This is a genomic window from Haloarcula sp. Atlit-120R (genome assembly GCF_003665885.1).
Taxonomy (GTDB): Archaea; Halobacteriota; Halobacteria; order Halobacteriales; family Haloarculaceae; genus Haloarcula; species Haloarcula taiwanensis.
Genome location: NZ_QPLN01000001.1, coordinates 777033 through 794047 on the forward strand (window position 1 = coordinate 777033; position 17015 = coordinate 794047).

General features: G+C 59.9%; 18 protein-coding genes. 1 reads left to right on the forward strand and 17 read right to left on the reverse strand.

The features are described from left to right. The first annotated feature begins 119 nt into the window (after nt 1-119). On the forward strand, nt 120-1217 hold the full coding sequence (locus DVK01_RS04010; RefSeq protein ID WP_101351008.1) for an aminopeptidase: 1098 nt from the start codon (nt 120-122) through the stop codon (nt 1215-1217). A 261-nt stretch (nt 1218-1478) separates the two neighbouring features. Here DVK01_RS04010 and flaJ read toward each other — a convergent pair whose 3' ends face one another. The 17 genes from flaJ to DVK01_RS04095 all read right to left on the reverse strand — a co-directional run bounded on the left by flaJ (nt 1479) and on the right by DVK01_RS04095 (nt 16915). Then, nucleotides 1479-3227 carry an archaellar assembly protein FlaJ gene (gene flaJ, locus DVK01_RS04015; protein WP_121535508.1) on the reverse strand — a complete coding sequence of 583 codons (1749 nt, stop codon included), beginning with the start codon at nt 3225-3227 and terminating at the stop codon, nt 1479-1481. Between the two features lie 2 nt (nt 3228-3229). Continuing rightward, the gene (locus DVK01_RS04020) at nt 3230-4903 is read right to left on the reverse strand and encodes a type II/IV secretion system ATPase subunit (protein ID WP_053967201.1); all 1674 of its coding nucleotides are present in this window, start codon (nt 4901-4903) and stop codon (nt 3230-3232) included. Nucleotides 4904-4917: 14 nt separating this feature from the next. Continuing rightward, on the reverse strand, nt 4918-5679 hold the full coding sequence (locus DVK01_RS04025) for an ATPase domain-containing protein (protein ID WP_053967200.1): 762 nt from the start codon (nt 5677-5679) through the stop codon (nt 4918-4920). After that, on the reverse strand, nt 5676-6128 hold the full coding sequence (locus tag DVK01_RS04030) for a CARDB domain-containing protein (RefSeq protein ID WP_121511387.1): 453 nt from the start codon (nt 6126-6128) through the stop codon (nt 5676-5678). The genes DVK01_RS04025 and DVK01_RS04030 overlap by 4 nt, the downstream gene beginning before the upstream one ends. Nucleotide 6129: 1 nt before the next feature. Further along, entirely contained in the window at nt 6130-6567 is a 438-nt protein-coding gene (locus DVK01_RS04035) for a flagellin (RefSeq protein ID WP_101351011.1), read from the reverse strand. Continuing rightward, nucleotides 6551-8143, reverse strand: coding sequence for a FlaD/FlaE family flagellar protein (locus DVK01_RS04040; protein WP_121535511.1), 1593 nt, complete (start codon nt 8141-8143; stop codon nt 6551-6553). The genes DVK01_RS04035 and DVK01_RS04040 overlap by 17 nt, the downstream gene beginning before the upstream one ends. A 241-nt stretch (nt 8144-8384) precedes the next feature. Next, entirely contained in the window at nt 8385-8906 is a 522-nt protein-coding gene (locus DVK01_RS04045) for a chemotaxis protein CheD (RefSeq protein ID WP_101351013.1), read from the reverse strand. Next, nucleotides 8906-10123, reverse strand: a complete 1218-nt coding sequence (locus DVK01_RS04050; RefSeq protein WP_101351014.1) for a chemotaxis protein CheC — start codon at nt 10121-10123, stop codon at nt 8906-8908. The genes DVK01_RS04045 and DVK01_RS04050 overlap by 1 nt, the downstream gene beginning before the upstream one ends. Continuing rightward, entirely contained in the window at nt 10124-10483 is a 360-nt protein-coding gene (cheY, locus tag DVK01_RS04055; protein WP_004515265.1) for a chemotaxis protein CheY, read from the reverse strand. Nucleotides 10484-10569: 86 nt separating this feature from the next. Beyond that, complete coding sequence (locus tag DVK01_RS04060) at nt 10570-12573, reverse strand: hypothetical protein (protein WP_121535514.1); 2004 nt, start codon at nt 12571-12573, stop codon at nt 10570-10572. Further along, entirely contained in the window at nt 12570-13052 is a 483-nt protein-coding gene (locus DVK01_RS04065) for a hypothetical protein (RefSeq protein ID WP_121535517.1), read from the reverse strand. Before DVK01_RS04065 ends, DVK01_RS04060 begins: the two co-directional genes overlap by 4 nt. 129 nt (nt 13053-13181) lie before the next feature. Beyond that, a complete protein-coding gene (locus DVK01_RS04070) occupies nt 13182-13757 on the reverse strand; it encodes a hypothetical protein (RefSeq protein WP_121535520.1) in 576 nt (191 codons plus the stop codon). 90 nt (nt 13758-13847) lie between these two features. Continuing rightward, nucleotides 13848-14453, reverse strand: coding sequence for an archaellin/type IV pilin N-terminal domain-containing protein (locus DVK01_RS04075; RefSeq protein WP_101351018.1), 606 nt, complete (start codon nt 14451-14453; stop codon nt 13848-13850). Between the two features lie 362 nt (nt 14454-14815). After that, nucleotides 14816-15091: a hypothetical protein gene (locus DVK01_RS04080; protein ID WP_004590763.1), complete on the reverse strand. Its 276-nt coding sequence runs from the start codon at nt 15089-15091 to the stop codon at nt 14816-14818. Between the two features lie 83 nt (nt 15092-15174). Continuing rightward, nucleotides 15175-15510 (reverse strand): helix-turn-helix domain-containing protein, encoded by a 336-nt coding sequence (locus DVK01_RS04085; RefSeq protein ID WP_121535523.1) that lies wholly within the window; start codon nt 15508-15510, stop codon nt 15175-15177. Nucleotides 15511-15666: 156 nt separating this feature from the next. After that, entirely contained in the window at nt 15667-16392 is a 726-nt protein-coding gene (locus DVK01_RS04090) for an ATPase domain-containing protein (protein WP_101351020.1), read from the reverse strand. 88 nt (nt 16393-16480) lie between these two features. Beyond that, on the reverse strand, nt 16481-16915 hold the full coding sequence (locus tag DVK01_RS04095) for a chemotaxis protein CheW (RefSeq protein WP_101351021.1): 435 nt from the start codon (nt 16913-16915) through the stop codon (nt 16481-16483). Nucleotides 16916-17015: the final 100 nt, after the last annotated feature.

Consider the following 17015-nt stretch of genomic DNA (forward strand, 5'->3'; position numbering starts at 1 on the left):
CCCGTACTGCACCGAATACTCCGGCTCTGGAATCCAAAAAAATCTACGGAATACAATCACATCATACGTGATATTCCGAGGACCACCGCCGTTTTGTTCCGGCCACTCTTGGTGAGGGCATGGACGACCGCATACGCGAACACGCTCGGATTCTCGTCGACTGGAGCGCTCGCATCGACGCGGGTGACGACGTGGTCGTGGCCGTTGAAGACGGAGCCCACGACCTCGCAGTCGCCGTGGCAGAGCAGCTTGGCGACCGCGGCGCGAATCTCCTGTCGACGTACCAGTCAGACGAACTCACACGGGCCTATCTGCAGGCTCACGACAGGCCGTTCACCGAGGACCCCGAGTACGAACTGGCGCTGTACGAGCGAGCCGACAGCGTGCTGTTCCTGAAGGGGTCGCGGAATACCACCGAGACGGCCGACGTGGACAGCGACCGGCGGCAGGCGTACTCGACGGCCCGGCAAGGAATCAGGGAGGCCCGCCTGGACACCGACTGGGTGTCGACCCAGCACCCGACGCGGGCGATGGCCCAGCAGGCCGGGATGGCCTACGCCGACTACAAGGACTTCGTCTACGACGCGACGCTACGGGACTGGGAAGCGCTGGCCGAAGAACAGGCCCGGTTAAAAGACATTCTTGACGAGGGCGAGACGGTCCGTCTCGTCGCTGACGGCACGGACATCACGCTGTACATCGACGGCCGTCTCGCCGTCAACTCCGCTGCCAGCGTGGCCTACGACTCGCACAACCTCCCCTCCGGCGAGGTGTTCACCGCACCCTACGACACCGCCGGCGTCGTCACCTTCGACGTGCCGATGACGATACAGGGCCGCCGGGTGAAAAACGTCGAGCTGACGTTCAAAGACGGCGTCGTCGTCGACTGGTCGGCCGAGCAGGGCGAGGCAGTCATCGAGGAAATCATCGGCACCGACGGCGGCTCCCGCCAGCTTGGCGAACTCGGTATCGGGATGAACCGCGGCGTCGACCGCGTCACCGACAACATCCTCTTCGACGAGAAGATGGGCGGGACCGTCCACCTCGCGCTCGGGCGCGCGTACGACGCCTGCCTGCCCGAAGGCGAGTCCGGCAACGACAGCGCCGTCCACGAGGACCTCATCACGACGATGGGCGAGGGGTCGCGTCTTGAAGTCGACGGCGAGGTCGTCCAGCGAGACGGGCTGTTCCGGTGGGAAGACGGCTTCGAGGGGTAGCGTCGCGGGACTGCGGTGCTGTGGGCCGGGAATAGATGTCATGATTCTGTGGGCCGGGAGCGCCCTGCGTGGCGCGACCCGGGGAAGGGCAGGTTTGCCGGCGGTTGTAGCGCTGTTACTGTACCGCGAGCGGAGCGAGCGGTTTCACTCCGAGCGCGGCCGCAGGCCGCGACTCGGAGGTTGTTTTTAGCGTAGATTTTTACAAAGGGGGTTCCCGCAGCGCCGCAGGCGCGAGGAAACCCCCTGCAGTAAAAAGGTACTTCAGATTGCGAGGAACTGCGACACCAGCCACTTCGTGAACGTCCCGGTAACAGCGCCAATCCACGTGAGCATCACGAAGTGCATGTACGTATTGGCGTTGTGACCGCCGTCGACAGTCCGGATCATCAGCGACGATAGCATCGCGCCGAACATGATGATGATGATGAGCAGGAACTCGATGAGCGGGATGTTGTAGACGCTCGTGTTGATAAGCGAGGCGGCGTCAAGACGGCTCCCGGTACTCAGGTCAAGCGACATGCCCGCGAGGATGTTGACGACCTGCAGGCCGATGAAGAACGCGAACGTCGACGCGGCAGTCATCCCGTACAGGAGGCCGACGAGCGTCGTCGTCGCTTGCTTGCGCTTCTGGCGGAGCTGCAGCACCTGATTCATGTTCTCGGAGATGAGTTCGCCCAGTTGCTTTGGCGACCCACCCATCTCGCGGCCGATAAGATACATCTCGGAGAAGGTCTGGATGAGATAGGACCGACAGTCAGCGGTGAAAAAGCGCCAGGCGGATGTCGGCTCAATCCGCATATTCAGCCGCTTGTAGAGGTTATCGATGTTCGGTGAGAGCGCGCCGAAGTCTTTCTTGCGGAGCGTGCGAAGCACCGCCCCAGTGGTCGACTGCTTCGCGCCCTCGGTCGCACCGAGCGCGCGGATGAAGTTTGGAAACTCCGAGTCCCGGTCCTTGATGCGCTGTTCTTCCTGCCGGAAGACGAGACCAGGGATGAGCATCGGCGTGATCGGCGCGGCGGCATACAGCGGCAACGGCACTTCGTCGAACATGAAAAAGAGGTCGTTCAGCGTGACCGGCGAGATGCCGAGCATCCCGCCCAGCGTGATGAACACGAGCAGCATCGACAGCCCCACGCCGGCGGCCATCGACTTGTTGAGCTTTGACTCAATCGGCGACGGGTAGTCGACCGGGTGGAACCACACTGGATCGTAGGGGGCCATCGAGCGGATGGCGAGGTAGAAGCCGGTCTGGACGAACACGAACATCACGATGACGGCGCTGACGGTCATCGTCGGGTTCGTCCCAGTCAGCACCGGGAGAACGACGGCGAACACCAGCGCGAACGTCATCGACAGAATCATCGACAGGTAGAGGTCTTTCATCACTTCCAGGCTGTCGAGCGAGCTCTTGTACACCGTCGAGTAGTGCTGGATGATCTGCTCCTGTTCAGTCAGGAGATAGTCGTCGAGTCCCTGTCCGGCCCCGAGGGTGTACGCGAGACGGTCGAAGAAGTCCGACACGGCGCGACTCGGGACCTGCTTGGCGCGGCGGCGGCAGGCGTCGTCGAGGCTCAGGTTCCAGGTGTCGACGAGCTGGACGATGCGGTGCATCTCCATCGCGAGTTCACCGTACTCGTCCTCTTCGGCCAGCGTTCGGAACACCTCCATCCGGTCGATCTTCGTCGTTGCCAGCACAGTCATGTGCGTGATGAGCAGGTGAAACCGGTTGTTGAGTTCGCGCTTGCGCTGGCTCAGGAGGATTTTCGGGTAGAAAATCGCCGACGCCATCACGAGGAAGCCGAGCAGGGGGATCGGTGCTCTGACTGCGAAGGGCTGCTCCAGCAGTAGGGCAACGACCGTCGAGATAATGAAGAAGGCGACGGCTGGCAGGAGGATGAGAAAGAGATACCGCTCCAGCGGAATCGTCATCTGGCGGTAGGACTCAACGAGCGACTGGATCGTCTCGGATATCGTCAGATCGAGGTCGCTCTCGGCTTCACCCTGTGCCATCGTTAGTCGGGCCGTGCCATGTTGAACGGGATCCCTTCGACGCCGTCACGCTGGAAGTCCGAAATGAAGTCGTTGACCTCGTGATACCCCAGAATACCCTCCTGAATGGCGCGTTCGATGAGGTTCGCGCGGAACTCGAGGTCGTCGTAGATGTCACGCGTGTCCTCGTAGCCGAGCAGCGTCGCGATCTGCTCTTCGAGGACGAAGGAGTTGTTCATCCCCTGGAAGATGATCTCGTCCTCGACGGGGTCCCAGTTGAACACCTGCCGGGTGACGACGCCGTCCATCTCCTTCGAGTACCCCTCTATCTCCTGGACGCTGGTCACGCGGCGCAGGACCTGATCGCCCTGCTTGACGCGGTTCTGGAACAGCGCCACGTCGGCCACGTCCATGAACGTCTCGGGGACGTTGATGGGTTCGCCGGTAAACCGCTGAATCATCGACACGATGTCGCTCGCGTGGAACGTCAGCATCACCGGGTGGCCGGTCTGGGCGGCCTGGAACGCCATCCGTCCTTCCTCACCACGAACCTCCCCGACGATGATGTAGTCGGGGCGGGACCGCAGTGCAGCGGCGACGAGGTCGAACATATCGATACTGGTCCCCTCGTCTTCGCCCTCACGAGTCAACAGTTGCTGCCAGGTGTTGTGCGGGGGCAGCACCTCGGCGGTGTCCTCTGCGGTGTAGATTTTGGCGTCGTCGGGGATGAACGAGGTGATGGCGTTCAGCGTCGTCGTCTTCCCGGACGCCGTCTCCCCGACGACGAACACCGTCTGTTCGTTCTCCAGACAGAGCCAGAGGTACGCCGCCAGTTGCGGCGACAGCGTCATCCACTTGGTAATCTGGAAAATCGAGAGCGGAACGTCGTCGCCCTGACGAATCGTGAGTGAAGGCCCTTTGAGGCTCACGTCGTCAGAGTAGATGAGGTTCAGACGCGATCCGTCCGGGAGCGTCGAGTCGACGATAGGATCCGAGTCGGAGACCGGGTCGCCCATCCGCTCGCCCATGTTTCGGAGCCACTGGTCGAATGCCTCCTCGCTCTGCCACTCGACAGTCGTCTCCAACATGCCGTAGACCCCGTGGTCGACGTGGCACTCGCTACGGCCGATGACGTGGATGTCCTCGTTGGCCGGGTCGCGCATGACCGGTTCCAGCGGGCCGAGGCCGACGATGTCGCGGTTCAGCCGGTAGAGGATGTTCTCGTAGGTCTCCTGTGTGACCTCGACGCTGCTCACGTCGGTCAGGTTCGACAGGCGCGTGAGGACGCCACTGTCGCTGTCCTCGTCCCTGATTTTGGTCGTCTCCTGCAGGAGTTCCTCGATGCGGTCGTCGAACTGGGCCTCGTTTTCCGGTGCGGGCTTGTTGACGCTACGCTGTAGCAGGCGGTTCCGGACCTTCCCGAAGACGGCCCGCTCGTCCTCGTCGAGTTCCGGCTCAATAGCGTAGTACTTCATGTCCTGACCCACGTCGCCGTAGATATGACAGAAGATGGGGCCACCGACCGGATAGAGCACGTTCGGCCGGTTCGTCTCGTACTCGTCGTCGGCCTCGTCGATGAGCATTGGGAATTCACCGGTGATCTGCTTGAACTTCTTCAGGTGGTCCCGCAGGTGGGGCCGCCGCGCTGCCATCTGTCGAAGTTCGTCCGACGGCTTCGCACGTCCGTGATCTGTCATATCTTAGCTCACCTCTAAGCGACGCTGCGCGATTCGATGACGATGCCAGTCCCCGAGCGGACCGAGAACCCGATGGTGTCACCGACCTGTTCACCCATGCCGGCAAAGCGGAGGACGTTAATCTGCCGGCGCACGTCGTTGCCGACCTCGATCATCTCCAGTTCGATGAACACGTCAGCGATGGCCCGGAACGGACCGATAGCCTCCTCGTCCAGCGTCGACGGGTCGACGGTGAGCATGATGCACTTGCCCTGGGAGATGACATCCCGGAAGTAGGAGATGACTTCCAGAGCGGCCTGGCGCTCCTCGTTTTGCCGGACGAGGGCCTCGAACTTGGGATCGTTGCGGAGGATAGCGTCGAAAGTGTCGATGACGACGACATCGGCGTCCCACATCACCTCGGCCTCCATCAGCCGCTTGAGGAGTTCCTTCCGGTCTGACTGTTCGTCACCGCCGGTGAGGGCGTTCGATTCGCCGATGTCGGCGTGCAGGAACAGCACGTTCTCGTCGAGGATGTGGTCGACCATATCGTAGGACAGCGAGTGCATCTGGTCGAGGAAGCTCCCGACGGTCAGCTCCGTCGAGAGGTAGGTCACCTCGTGGCCCTCCTCACAGAGGCCGTAGGTGAACCGCTGGCTCATGGCGGATTTCCCGGCCCCGTAGTCCCCCTCGACGAGGATGATGCTGCCGGGCGGGATACCGCCGCCCAGTTCCTTGTTCAGCCGGTCGTGATCGTCCAGTCCGAGCGAGAATAGGTCAGTACTTGCGATACTCATGTGTTGAACTCGAACACCTCCTCGTCGCCGTTGACGATGAGCTTGAGGCGGTGGTCGCCGCTGCTCAGGTTGTCGTTGATATCGATGCGGACGACTTCACCGGGCCGCCAGATGTTGCCACCGTCTGGCTCCAGCGTCACCGTGTAGTCACTGGCGAAAGTCCCGTCAACGAACAGATCCAGCTGCCCGGGAACCGGCGCTAGCGTCTCTGATCCGGTGTTTTTGACGTGAATAGTGATCGTTTCGTCGCCGTTATCGTATATCGTGTCGCTGCCGCTGTCAGAGATGATTTCCACATCGGTCCGGACGTCACTGCTCACGTCCAGTCCCTGTTCCGAAACCGCGTTGCTCAGTTCGCCGATGCTGCTCGTAAAGACGCCAGCCACGCTCGCGGCGATGGCCATCGACGCGATGAACAGGATCAGGTGTGAGACTGAGACGCTCGCCATGTTAGCTCACCACCATCGTTTCGGCGATCCCGTTCTCGGTGACGACTTTCACCCGGTCGGGCTGATTACTGAGCGAGGAGACGGTAATCGTCAACCGCTCCTGTGACGCCCAGATGTCCGTCGACCCGTCACCGTCGACAGTCGTGCCGTATCCTGCGCGGTAATCGTTATCGACCAGCAGGTCGGTTGCGTCGACCGACAGCGTCTCCGAGCCGGTGTTGTCGACGGTCACGACGAGATTGTCGTTCCCGCTGCTGTTCCACGTCGCCGAGACAAGCGAGATGTCAGTGTTTTGCTGATCGAGCAGTCGGTCGCGCTGGTCCTCGCGGGCATCGTTGACGCGCTCGAAGCTGTTCGCGGCCGCGGAGTAGAACATCCCGAAGCCGATGAACGCGGCCACGAAGATGACGGCTGCCGAGCCGCTAACGCTGAATCCCATCGGAACCACCTCCACCCACCAGTTTCGAGAGCGCAACGGCGTCAGCGCCGCTGTCACTGTCAAGCTGCGAGATGTAGTGCAAGCTCTCGGTGTGGTGGTCGATAGACAACCCATCCCCGGTGTCGTTCACGTCGTCGAAGCCGCGGAGGTACGCCTTGAGCTGGTCCGCGACCGACTCGTCGATCCAGTCGATAGTTTCGTAGTAGTCGATTGCGCGAGCCGTCTCGCGGTAGCCCGAGTGCTGGACCAGGAACTCAAGCCATTCGACGATAATGAGGTCCGCCGCGAACCCCTCCGGCATCGTCGACAGGTACGGTTTCCCGTCGTCGTCCGCGCTTGCGTCCGAGTCGTCGTCTACCGCTGCTGCATCGTCGTGACCGGCGGCTGCCGTGTCCGTTTGCGTGGTCTGTTCCGGCTCGGGCACAGGTTCGGGCTCAGGCTCAGGTTCCGGCTCCGATTCTACGGCTGGCTCTGGCTCGGGTTCCGGTTCAGATTCCGTCGCCGCCTCACCGTCGTCGAGCCCGTCGTCCTCGATAACCTCGTCGAAGAGGTCGTCGTCTTCCAGCCCGCTTGCATCGTCATCCGAATCGTCCTCGCCGAGTAGATCGTCGTCCTCGTCGGCCAGCAGGTCAGCATCGTCGTCAGGTTCGTCCTCGGGTTCCTCACCATCGGCCCACTCGGCGTCGCCGGACTCGTACTCGTCTTTGAGCTCTGCGAACGATTTGCCGCCGTCGCCGTCGTCGCTGTCGTCGTCCATACTCTCCTCGTCGTCCATGCTCATGTCGTCCTCCGTGTCGTCGAAGTCGTCGAACGCCCCGCCGTCGTCCTCGAAGCCGCCCATGTCGTCGCCGTCGTCGGGAAACATGTCGTCGACGCCGCCGTCGTCCATCGACATATCACCGCCAGTGTCTTCAGTCAGGTCCTCGTCGAAGAACCCTTCTGCGTCGGCGTTGGCGACATCGTCGTCGATATCCTCCTCGGTGTCGTCGCTCCCGTCGTCGTCAAAGAGACCGAAAGAACCGCCACCTTCGCCCATGCCACCCATGCCGCCATCGACATCATCGGCGAAGGGGTTGACGCCGCGGGTGACCATCTCGTAGATGTCGAGCAGTTTCCGGACGTTCTCCTCAGTTTCTTCGACGGACTCGGAGATGCTCTCGTTTTCCGTCCGCACAGTGTTGACCGTTGAGGAGAGACTTCCGACCTCGTTTTCCAGTTCGTCGAGTCGGTGTTCCAGTTCGTCGGTGTCTGGCCCGCTCGCGTCCTCCATGTCGCCGAACTCGTCGTCACCGAACCCACCCATGTCGTCGCCGCCATCGTCGAGGCCGCCGAGACCGCCGAGGTCGTCACCACCACCGCCGTCATCGGCCATCAGACCGCCGCCGTCAGCCATCTCACCGTCACCGTCGTCCTCACTCGTGCCCCCGCTCTCGTCGTCCGATAGAATCGAATCGAACATATTCTTGATGCTCATACCAACCAGCCCGCCGGTTAGCAAGACAAAGAGGGCTGGTGCCAGTCCAACCAGTTCCGGTGAGACGGCTGGAGCCAGCGGCACGAGAGCAGGACTACTCATCTCTTGTATATCAGGCCGTTTCTACTCTTGAATATTCCCCTTAGCGTATCATATTTGATAATAATATCCCATTTTCCCGGCTCAGATAGCGTAAATTAACAGACCAAGTACTAGCCTTTTACATTTCAGATTAATTCCGGTCAGACAATTGGAGAACAGATTGTCCCAGTGCGCCCCCGGCAGACGAGCGGCTGTCGTCCGTCTGACGCCGACCGTCAGGCACGGAGACTGCTCACAGACATCACAGTGTTATCGAGTCAGTGTTCGCGCTTTTGACGATGAAATTACCGGTGTCGGCTTCGAGTTTGACGGACCGGCCGTGGTCACCACCTAGGTCTTCACCGACAACGGGAACACCGTGTTCCTCGAGCGTCTCGCGCACCTTCTTCGCGTTTCGCGACCCGATAGAGGAGCCGCTCTCTGAGAAGTCGAGCATATCGCTCCCACCGGCGATTTTGGCTTCCATCGCCTCCGTCGACGCCCCGGCATCCGCCATGGCCTCGATGAGTGCTTCGATGCCTGTGTCCGCGAACTTCGCATGGTTCCCGCCGTCGATATCAGCCGCCGACGGAAGCATAACGTGAACGAGCCCGGCCACCGTCTTGCGGGTGTCGTATATCGCGATCCCGATACAGGAGCCGAGCCCACTCGTGGTCAGCACGGCCGGTTCCGTGGCCACCTTGTACTCGGCGATGCCGACCTTGATACGTTCGGGCGTACCTTGTTCGGGGCTCTCTGTTTGGCTACCATCGTATACTTTCATTATTTGAATATCTGTTCGACATCCGCGCCCGTCTCGGTCGCCCGCTCGACATCGAGGTCGTTGAGGGCGGCGCGCAACTCTTTCTCGTTGGGCAGGGCGTGAATTTCAGCCTGGAACTCGATGTCGTCGGTCTGCATCTGGGAGTCGATAATGAACGCGTGCTCCTGATACTGTCCGACCTGCGCTGCAAGCGGATCCATAATCGCCCGACCCATGTCGTGGACGACCCGTGGTGGCGTGTGTTCGACCGACGTCTGAAGGACGTTCGCCCAGCCGTCGACGAACCCGCTCGTCATGATGTTCCCCAGTTCCTCGATGGCGGCCTTGTGCTGGTCGGTTAGCTCGTCGCTGTCCACCTCAATTGGCATCATCGCCTCCGCAACATTGATTGCAGAGACTTCATCGAACAACACCATAAGGTAGCCACTGGGCGTCCCGGTGAACTCAACGACCGTCCCGACGAACGTTTCCGTCCCGATCTGCTTTGGCACGTCCTCGATGGGAGCGAAGCTGATCTGTGTCACCTCCGACTCAGTCGGAATACCGGTCATCATTTCGACGTTGTCAGCGGCTTTCTGAGTGCCCCGAGTCGTCATCTCGTTGAACGTCTGGAGCTTGTCAATGGGAATCGCGTCGCCGTCCGTGTCGACGTGCTCCACCATCATCTCCGTGAGCGACTCGTACTCAGGGAGCATGTAGATGTAGAAGTTCACCGACTCGTCGATCCATTCGATCTCCGATTTGAACACGAACACCTGCTGGTGGTCGGCGTCCACGGGCGTATCAGGGAGCACGCCACCGCCAGACTCCTCGATATACTCTGGCGGCGAATGGTCGATGGTCGCACCGACGTAGTCGGCCCATCCATCGATGAACCCGCTCATCATGATGTTGCCGATCTCCTTGATGCAACTCCTGGCCATTGCCTCATCGTCGCTGCTGCCGGGCATCATCTCCTCGGTGATCGTTCCGGCGCTGTCCACGTCGAAGGCAAGGACAGTATCGCCCTCCAGTACGCCATCGAAGGAGAACTCGACCCCGACAAAGTCCCGGCCGGCCAGTTCCTCGCCGACATCTGCTCTGTCGAGCAGCGTAATCTTGGTTACGTCGACGACGGCGTCGATGCCCGTCATCTGGCCCATCGACTGCGTGGCCTGTTCGGCCCCCTCGTGAGCGAGTTGGTTGAACGTGCCCAGCGACTGAATATCGACGTTCATCTATGAGGGAACGACGTCCTCGATAGCCTCCATCACGCTGGGTTTCTGGAACGGCTTGGTGATGTACCCGTCAGCCCCCGCTTTCACGGCCTCCTTCATCTTCTCTTCCTGACCGACGCTTGTACACATGATGACGTTCGCGTCGGGATTGGAGGATTTGATCTCGTCCGTGGCTTCGATGCCGTCCCGGATGGGCATCACGATGTCCATCATCACCAGGTCCGGCCCTTCTTCTTTGAACACTTCGACAGCTTCGACACCGTTCTCGACCTCCCCAACGATCTCGTGGTCTTCTTCGAGAATCTCGCGGAGGAGGTTACGCATAAACTCTGAATCGTCGGCGATCAGTACGTCTGGCATGCCTATCAAGCCTACATATCGTGATGAGTTAGATAAAGGTGTCCCGTAAATTATCGCGTGTGATATCGGTGGGTCCCGAAACCCAGTTACACCGCAGGGAGATGGCGTGTGAGAACGCGGATGAAATCGAGCGCGAAGGAGCCATACTGGAAGTACACGAGCCCCGATAGGAGGAGGTACGCTGTCGTTAGTCCTGCCGGGAGTGCCAAGCCCAGTGCGACCGCTCTGGACGGGACCCGTTCAGGAGCGAGTGTGCGGCCCAGCACAGTCCCGCCACAGACTGCTGCCCCACCGAGATTGAGGAGAGCGTGAAACTGTACCGACTCTCCCAGCGCCAGATCGAGTCCAGCAACGACACCGAGTCCGAAAATAAGACCTCCGATTGTACTCGCAGCGTACCCGCCGGCAAGCCACTCCTTCGCGTCGCTGACGGTTTCGTGAACTGCGGGTATCCGAACGACGCCGTACATGACGAGCGGGACCGTCGGCAGCAGGTATCGAACAGTGAGTTGTGTGTGCAGCGGCAGACGGCTCAGATAGATGAGCGTGAACACAGCGGCGAGAGCCGTAACGAGCAGATCAGTCTGTGTTCGGGGCGAGTACTGTGACGGACGGACACTCCATTGCCGCATGCGCTGATTAGCTGACCGGACCAGGACCGCAGGGAGTGCCGCGACTGCGCCGAAAAGCGGGACGGCCTCAAGCATCGTGAGTTCGATCGCTTCGTAGGAATTAGGGGCGTAGTTGATCCGTGGCGCGGAGCCGCTCCGCAGGAATATCTGGGACATTCGCTTTGGCGTAGTTAGCACGTCAAGGCCATGACTGACCGCATCCGAGACGAACACCATCGCGGGGGCCGCAGGTCCCATGATCCGGTCGAACAGGCCGAGAATCGGGGTGAGTATCGGCGTTCCGGATTCCCCGCCCGTCACAGTGGAACCACCACTACCAGTCCCGCCAGTCCCGCCAGCCCCGCCGTCCGCACCAGCACCCTCAGTCCCGCCAGCGGCGCTCTTGCCACCCGTTCCGGTATCACCGCCGGGTGTAAACTCGACGTTTGCACCCCCCACAGCGGAAAGCAACCGCGGCGGTTTGACCGGGTTACCGGAGATAAGGAGATTCGTCACGAGCATCGGGAGCGATCCGAGGAAGAGCGCGAGGCCAATACCAGCGAGGTGGACGAGCGAATTCCGCTTTGCGGTGACAAGGTCTATGATGGCCAGTGTCACCACGAGGAAGAATCCCTCGAAGGCATGGGTCCAGGTGACCAGTCCAGCGGTGGCGTACGCACCGGCGCGAAAGCCGAGCCCCCTCTGAAACATAGCGTCAGCATACGCAAGTCGGCTCCGGGCGAACAGGTACACCGACGTCAGTAGCAACAGTCCCACCATGACGTGCCGTTTCGGAAGCGAAGCCCAAAATCCGACAGACGTGGCGATACCGATTGCAGCACCAGCCCCCAGAGCAACCGAGCGGTCGTGCCAGATTCCGACGAGGCGGTAGAGAACGACACTGGTCGTCGCCGCTGCAAGCATTGTTGAAATCTGGAACGCAGCTATCGGGAGCGCAGTGTCCGGAAGGGCTGTCGCTGTCAGCGCGCCGGTCAGAAACAGGACGGCGACGACACTGCTACCGACCCACAGAACAGTGCGTCTCGCGGTATTGGTGTGGCGCTGTCCGAGCACGCTGACGTGAGACACGAAAGCGAGTGCAGTGCCCGACCAGAGTCCAAGAAGCAATAGCCGGGGGGTTATGAACGCGGACAGTGCCTGAAGTATCCAGACCAGCGGGACAGCCAGCAGGATCTGGCCGTAGTTTCGGCCGTACAGCCTACCGCCGGACTCGTGCAGGCCCGGTTGTGCGCCGAGTGTCAGGGTGTACGGCGTTTCTGTGATGTGGAGCTGCCCGTTCGACACAGCGACGAGCGCGTTGGCAGTGGTGTACGTGTCGGTGATGAAAATGCCGACACGCCAGTAGAGCCCAAACGTAACGAGCAGACCGAGCCAGAGGACATAGCCGTAGCGGTCACCGAACACAACCGTTCCGAACTGTCGACAGCGACCGGTGAACCACTCGGTGTCTCGGGTCATCGCTCCACCTGCACTGTCACGTTTTCAGCAACGATTGTCTCAGCGGTTTCGAAGCTCTGGACCCGAAGCCGAACGGTGCCTCTGTACACGTCCCGCTCCAGTGACGACGGTCGTACCGCTCTGTCACCCGGTGCGAGTCGGTATGTTCCAGACTGGCCCTCCGAGAGGACCTGCTCGTCTTCGCGGGAGATATCGAGCGCAGGGACCGCGACCTGATACAGCAGCCTCGGGCGGCCCGTGACGGAATCGACGGTTACGCTGGCATCGGGCACCCGGAGATACGCAACGTCCGTGCCGAACCGGCCGTCCGTAATCCGTATCTCCGATGTGAGAAGTTGGACGGAACTGATGACCGCCGTCCCGTCACCGATAGTCGTCGGCTGCGTTCTGACAGCGTCGACGCCGACGAGCGGCCCCGTCACGACGAGTGCTACCAGAACAAACAGGGCAACGACCGTCGGCGGCTGACGCAGGACCATTATCTACTCTACACACTGCTGCGCCCGGATTTAAATCCCCCGTCGGCCGGACAGACTGCTGTCCCTGTTCGCCGCGACAGCTACTCGAGTGCAGGTCGTTGTTTGGCAATCACGTATAGGCGGCCCGTATCAGAGTTCGGCACCGTCGGCATCTTCGACGGCCTCTAAGAGATCAGCGATGGAATCGTCCGGCGTCAATTGTGTCGACCGGACGAGCTGCTTGATGACCGCTGGCGGGTAGCGAACCGGAACGTTCGATTCCGACAGCAGAATACCCAGCACTTCTTCGACCGGTGTCGACCCGTCCATCTGCCGACCGTACCAGAGCATGAAGCTCTCGAACACAGTGACGATGTCGTTGGAAGCAAGCTGTTGCTGGTCGACGTCGCCGTCGAACTTCGCAGTCACGTCGAAGCCGTATCTGGCGTTCGAGTCGGCCATCTGTTCGGCAAGCCACTCGTGGACGTTCGCGTCGGAGAATTCAGGCGTCGACAGCTCCGGGTCTGGTGCAGGAGACGGCGGTGATTCAGACGCCGAATCCGACGAAACTTGGTTCCCGTAGGTGTCATCGGTGCGGACATCCGACGAAACAACGTAGCGGCCCTCGTCGATTTCAGTGACGTGCTCGTCGTCGGCGATATCGAGCTCTTCGGGCGAAAGTACCTTGCCCTCTTCCGGATTCGGTTCGTCTGACCGCCGAGCCATAGCTACTAGTGTGTGAGGCTATCGTATAACTCCGTCGCTGGTCAGGGTGGGTGAAAAGAGAACTGCGTCAAACCGAATAGATGACCGAATTTAGAGGCTGACTGCGGAGTTACCAGACAGGGTCTCCGGAACGACCAGTCGAACGGTCGTCGTACCACCAGACTGGGTGTTCAGTCGGACAGTTGCCGTTGAACCTTCCGCAAGATTGCTGCCGCGGATGGCGGACGTATCGAACTGGAGTCGGGCTCGGTCAGACGGGTCGTTCAGCACTTGGCTCTCAGATATGGAGCCGTCGTCGTCCTGTACCTGGGTGACGCCGAAGTTTTCTCCGTCTGCCGTCCTTTCAGCACCATCCTCAACAGTCAGGTCGTACGAGCCTGAGGAGTCGACCCACTGAGCAATCGTGCTTCCGATATCGATGTTGGCTGCACCGGGGGCACGCTTGACCGTTAGGTTCACCGTACCGACACCAGTATCAGTGATGTCTTCACCGACGGCGTTGACGAGCTGCAGTCGGTTCGTCACTTGGTCACTGCTCTGTTGTCCGGTTTCCTCGGCGCTGCTCTGGAGGAAGCCAGCCGTGTTAATCAGGACGCCCGCAGCGATTGCCGCCACCAGCACCATCGCGATGAACACGATCAGGGTGCCGATACCGACCTGCCCGCGGTCGTCGTCGTTCGTTAGTTCCGTTAGCATTGTTGATCCGGGTCTGTCTGACCCTATGCAACCGTTCTTTTCGCCAGTAATAATACCTCCCCCCAAATTATACAACCTGATAATGAGGTTTTGAGGGGCTGTGAGAGGGATTTGCCTAGAGAACGCCTATCATTTGACCTGAAGAAGATAGGCAAGCCACGTCGCTTGCAAGAATCAGATTTAATCGCTTCCGTAAGCTGGTATCAGCGATGGAAATGGTCGTCTGGTGTGTAGTCGAGAGGTGTGGTACATTTGGCCTAGTTGGGGCTCGGTAGATAGAAAATGTACATCGAGACCATCGTCGACAGAGAGAGGCCCCAGTCGCAGGCTGGTCGGTCAGTTGGTGTAGCCGAAACGCGTAGTCACTCGTACGTGACGAGACTGTACATCACGAACAGATAGCCGAAGGTCGTCAACCCACTGTTGACTAACAGCAACGAGCGGACACCCTCGAAGTCGTTGATGAACGCGCTAATCATCGTCGCAGCCGCGCCCGCGATGGCGAGCGAAAACCCCACCGAGAGGTGGAGCATCGCCTGCCGAGACGTCTGGATGTATGCCCGCATGGCCATCCCCACCATTGTCAGTCCGGCGACGACGAACACCAGCGTCGATATGGCATAGAGAAGTTCTATCATCAGCACTGTACAGTGCTACAGCGAACCCGTTATTAAATCCACGCTCGAAAATATCTTTCGTGATAACGTCGAGAGGAGACGTTCTACGGCTCGGATAGGGTCCGCCACGCCTCGTCGAGTTTGTTGGTCACTTCCGACCGTTCTTCGATATGGATAGTCAGTTCGTCGTCGAAGTCGACCCGGACCTCGTCGACGTTCCGCCGGTACACCTTGATACGCCGGCGGTCGTCAGAGAGGATGTTGTCGTGTAGTTCCAGGAGGTCGTGTTCGGTCAGTTCGTCGATGCGTCGGTAACACGTCGCGATGGGGATTCCGAGTTCGTCGCTGAGCTCCTGTGCGGAGACCGGTTCATCTGTCGCGTCAAGGATTTCGGCACTGTATTTATTGCCAAGCGTCTGAAGAATCTCCCCTGAATCCATCGTTATCAAATCATAAATTCAGTCGATAATAAAGCTATCGCCTGTGATATCGAGTGAAAGGGAGACAAACACGCGCTGCAGTGCGTTCGTACAGAAACGCCGTTCTATGTCGCTGTACCCGTCGTTCTACGGAGTAATAATGGCTCTATCCTATCGTTAAATTGGTGATTCTTCCTCGCTCATCATCGAGAAGGCGCTGGCGTTCTGGTGGACATCGATGCCGCCGCGGTCAATCTCCATCGGATAGATGTCAGTCTCAATGTTCTGCTTTCGCATCTTGGCGACCCAGACGTATCTGTTCACGCCGGTGTCGGTCGGGGTCTGGATGAGATAGATGTTGCCGTCAGTCAGATAATTCTCGAGCCCGATTTCGGTATCCGGGAAGACGGCCCCCTGTTCGTTGGTCATCAGCGTCGTGAGGCCGCTGTCACTGAGAATGTCGGTGAATTTCAGGAGGTAGGTCCGTTTTTCCTTTTCATTTTCGAAGAACAGTTCGAACATGGCAAGCGAATCAAGCACCAGTCGGTCGTAGTCGCCGTCCTCGAGTTCTTCAAGCAGAATATCCAGCGAAGAGGTGAAGTCGTTCTCGCGCAGGAGGACTTGCTTGTCGTACACCTTGATATCGCCGTTGTCGACGTGGTCCTGCCAGTTTTCGAAGCCGAGGGATTCGGCGGCCTCCCGGAGGTCCGACTCGTCTTCCTCGAAGGAGAGGTAGATACCCTTCTCGTCGTACTTTTCGACGCCGTTGTAGATGTACTGGAGACAGAGGATCGATTTCCCGGCGCCGGGGTTGCCGCTCACCAGTGTCGTCGAGTTCTTCACAATGCCGCCGTTCAGAATGTCGTCGAGGCCCTCGATCCCCGTTTTGGTTTGCTCAATCATAGTTTCGGAAGGAACTGGAAGTTGATTAGATACTTCTCTGTCGGGAATGTTAAAAAGTCTTGCTGGTGTGTCGCTAAACAGACCGGAATCAGTCACCAGCGTGGACGATGGCGGGGTCCACCCAGATAACAAAACTGTCATCTCGCTTGATGACGCCGCGAATCGAGCCCGCGTCGTTCGCAGGGGACCGGTCGACCTGCTCCGGAGTGACCTGCACTACCTGATACACCTCGTCGACGAGCCAGCCGGCCGCGCCCTGTTCTTCGACGATTTCCGGGTCAAAAACGATGATACGCTTCTCCGCACCCTCGTCCTCGATACCGAAGACGACCTTCGGGTCGACGATCGATGTCGTGCGCCCGCGAAGGTCCATGACACCACGGACGTGCGCCGGGGCGTTCGGGACGGACGTGAGCTCGCCGATGTCGACGATCTCAGTCACGTAGTCGATACTCACGCAGTACGTTTCCGAGCCGAGCTGGAACTCGAGTACCTGGCCGGTGGTGGCTGACTGTGCTGCCATTGCGGTTCTTATCCACACTGTCGCAGATAGGAGCGCATAAAGGTGCCTGCTGGGCTATCAACTTTGATTACGTGGGCGGAGTATTTATTTCGGGGCCGAA

What these genes read in the sequence shown, in the direction of transcription:
- DVK01_RS04070 (WP_121535520.1), bottom strand. Translation starts at nt 13,757, where the DNA reads ATGGCTCGGCGGTCAGACGAACCGAATCCGGAAGAGGGCAAGGTACTT.
- DVK01_RS04065 (WP_121535517.1), bottom strand. Translation starts at nt 13,052, where the DNA reads ATGGTCCTGCGTCAGCCGCCGACGGTCGTTGCCCTGTTTGTTCTGGTA.
- DVK01_RS04010 (WP_101351008.1), top strand. Translation starts at nt 120, where the DNA reads ATGGACGACCGCATACGCGAACACGCTCGGATTCTCGTCGACTGGAGC.
- DVK01_RS04040 (WP_121535511.1), bottom strand. Translation starts at nt 8,143, where the DNA reads ATGAGTAGTCCTGCTCTCGTGCCGCTGGCTCCAGCCGTCTCACCGGAA.
- DVK01_RS04045 (WP_101351013.1), bottom strand. Translation starts at nt 8,906, where the DNA reads ATGAAAGTATACGATGGTAGCCAAACAGAGAGCCCCGAACAAGGTACG.
- DVK01_RS04080 (WP_004590763.1), bottom strand. Translation starts at nt 15,091, where the DNA reads ATGATAGAACTTCTCTATGCCATATCGACGCTGGTGTTCGTCGTCGCC.
- DVK01_RS04050 (WP_101351014.1), bottom strand. Translation starts at nt 10,123, where the DNA reads ATGAACGTCGATATTCAGTCGCTGGGCACGTTCAACCAACTCGCTCAC.
- cheY (WP_004515265.1), bottom strand. Translation starts at nt 10,483, where the DNA reads ATGCCAGACGTACTGATCGCCGACGATTCAGAGTTTATGCGTAACCTC.
- flaJ (WP_121535508.1), bottom strand. Translation starts at nt 3,227, where the DNA reads ATGGCACAGGGTGAAGCCGAGAGCGACCTCGATCTGACGATATCCGAG.
- DVK01_RS04035 (WP_101351011.1), bottom strand. Translation starts at nt 6,567, where the DNA reads ATGGGATTCAGCGTTAGCGGCTCGGCAGCCGTCATCTTCGTGGCCGCG.
- DVK01_RS04085 (WP_121535523.1), bottom strand. Translation starts at nt 15,510, where the DNA reads ATGGATTCAGGGGAGATTCTTCAGACGCTTGGCAATAAATACAGTGCC.
- DVK01_RS04060 (WP_121535514.1), bottom strand. Translation starts at nt 12,573, where the DNA reads ATGACCCGAGACACCGAGTGGTTCACCGGTCGCTGTCGACAGTTCGGA.
- DVK01_RS04090 (WP_101351020.1), bottom strand. Translation starts at nt 16,392, where the DNA reads ATGATTGAGCAAACCAAAACGGGGATCGAGGGCCTCGACGACATTCTG.
- DVK01_RS04075 (WP_101351018.1), bottom strand. Translation starts at nt 14,453, where the DNA reads ATGCTAACGGAACTAACGAACGACGACGACCGCGGGCAGGTCGGTATC.
- DVK01_RS04095 (WP_101351021.1), bottom strand. Translation starts at nt 16,915, where the DNA reads ATGGCAGCACAGTCAGCCACCACCGGCCAGGTACTCGAGTTCCAGCTC.
- DVK01_RS04020 (WP_053967201.1), bottom strand. Translation starts at nt 4,903, where the DNA reads ATGACAGATCACGGACGTGCGAAGCCGTCGGACGAACTTCGACAGATG.
- DVK01_RS04030 (WP_121511387.1), bottom strand. Translation starts at nt 6,128, where the DNA reads ATGGCGAGCGTCTCAGTCTCACACCTGATCCTGTTCATCGCGTCGATG.
- DVK01_RS04025 (WP_053967200.1), bottom strand. Translation starts at nt 5,679, where the DNA reads ATGAGTATCGCAAGTACTGACCTATTCTCGCTCGGACTGGACGATCAC.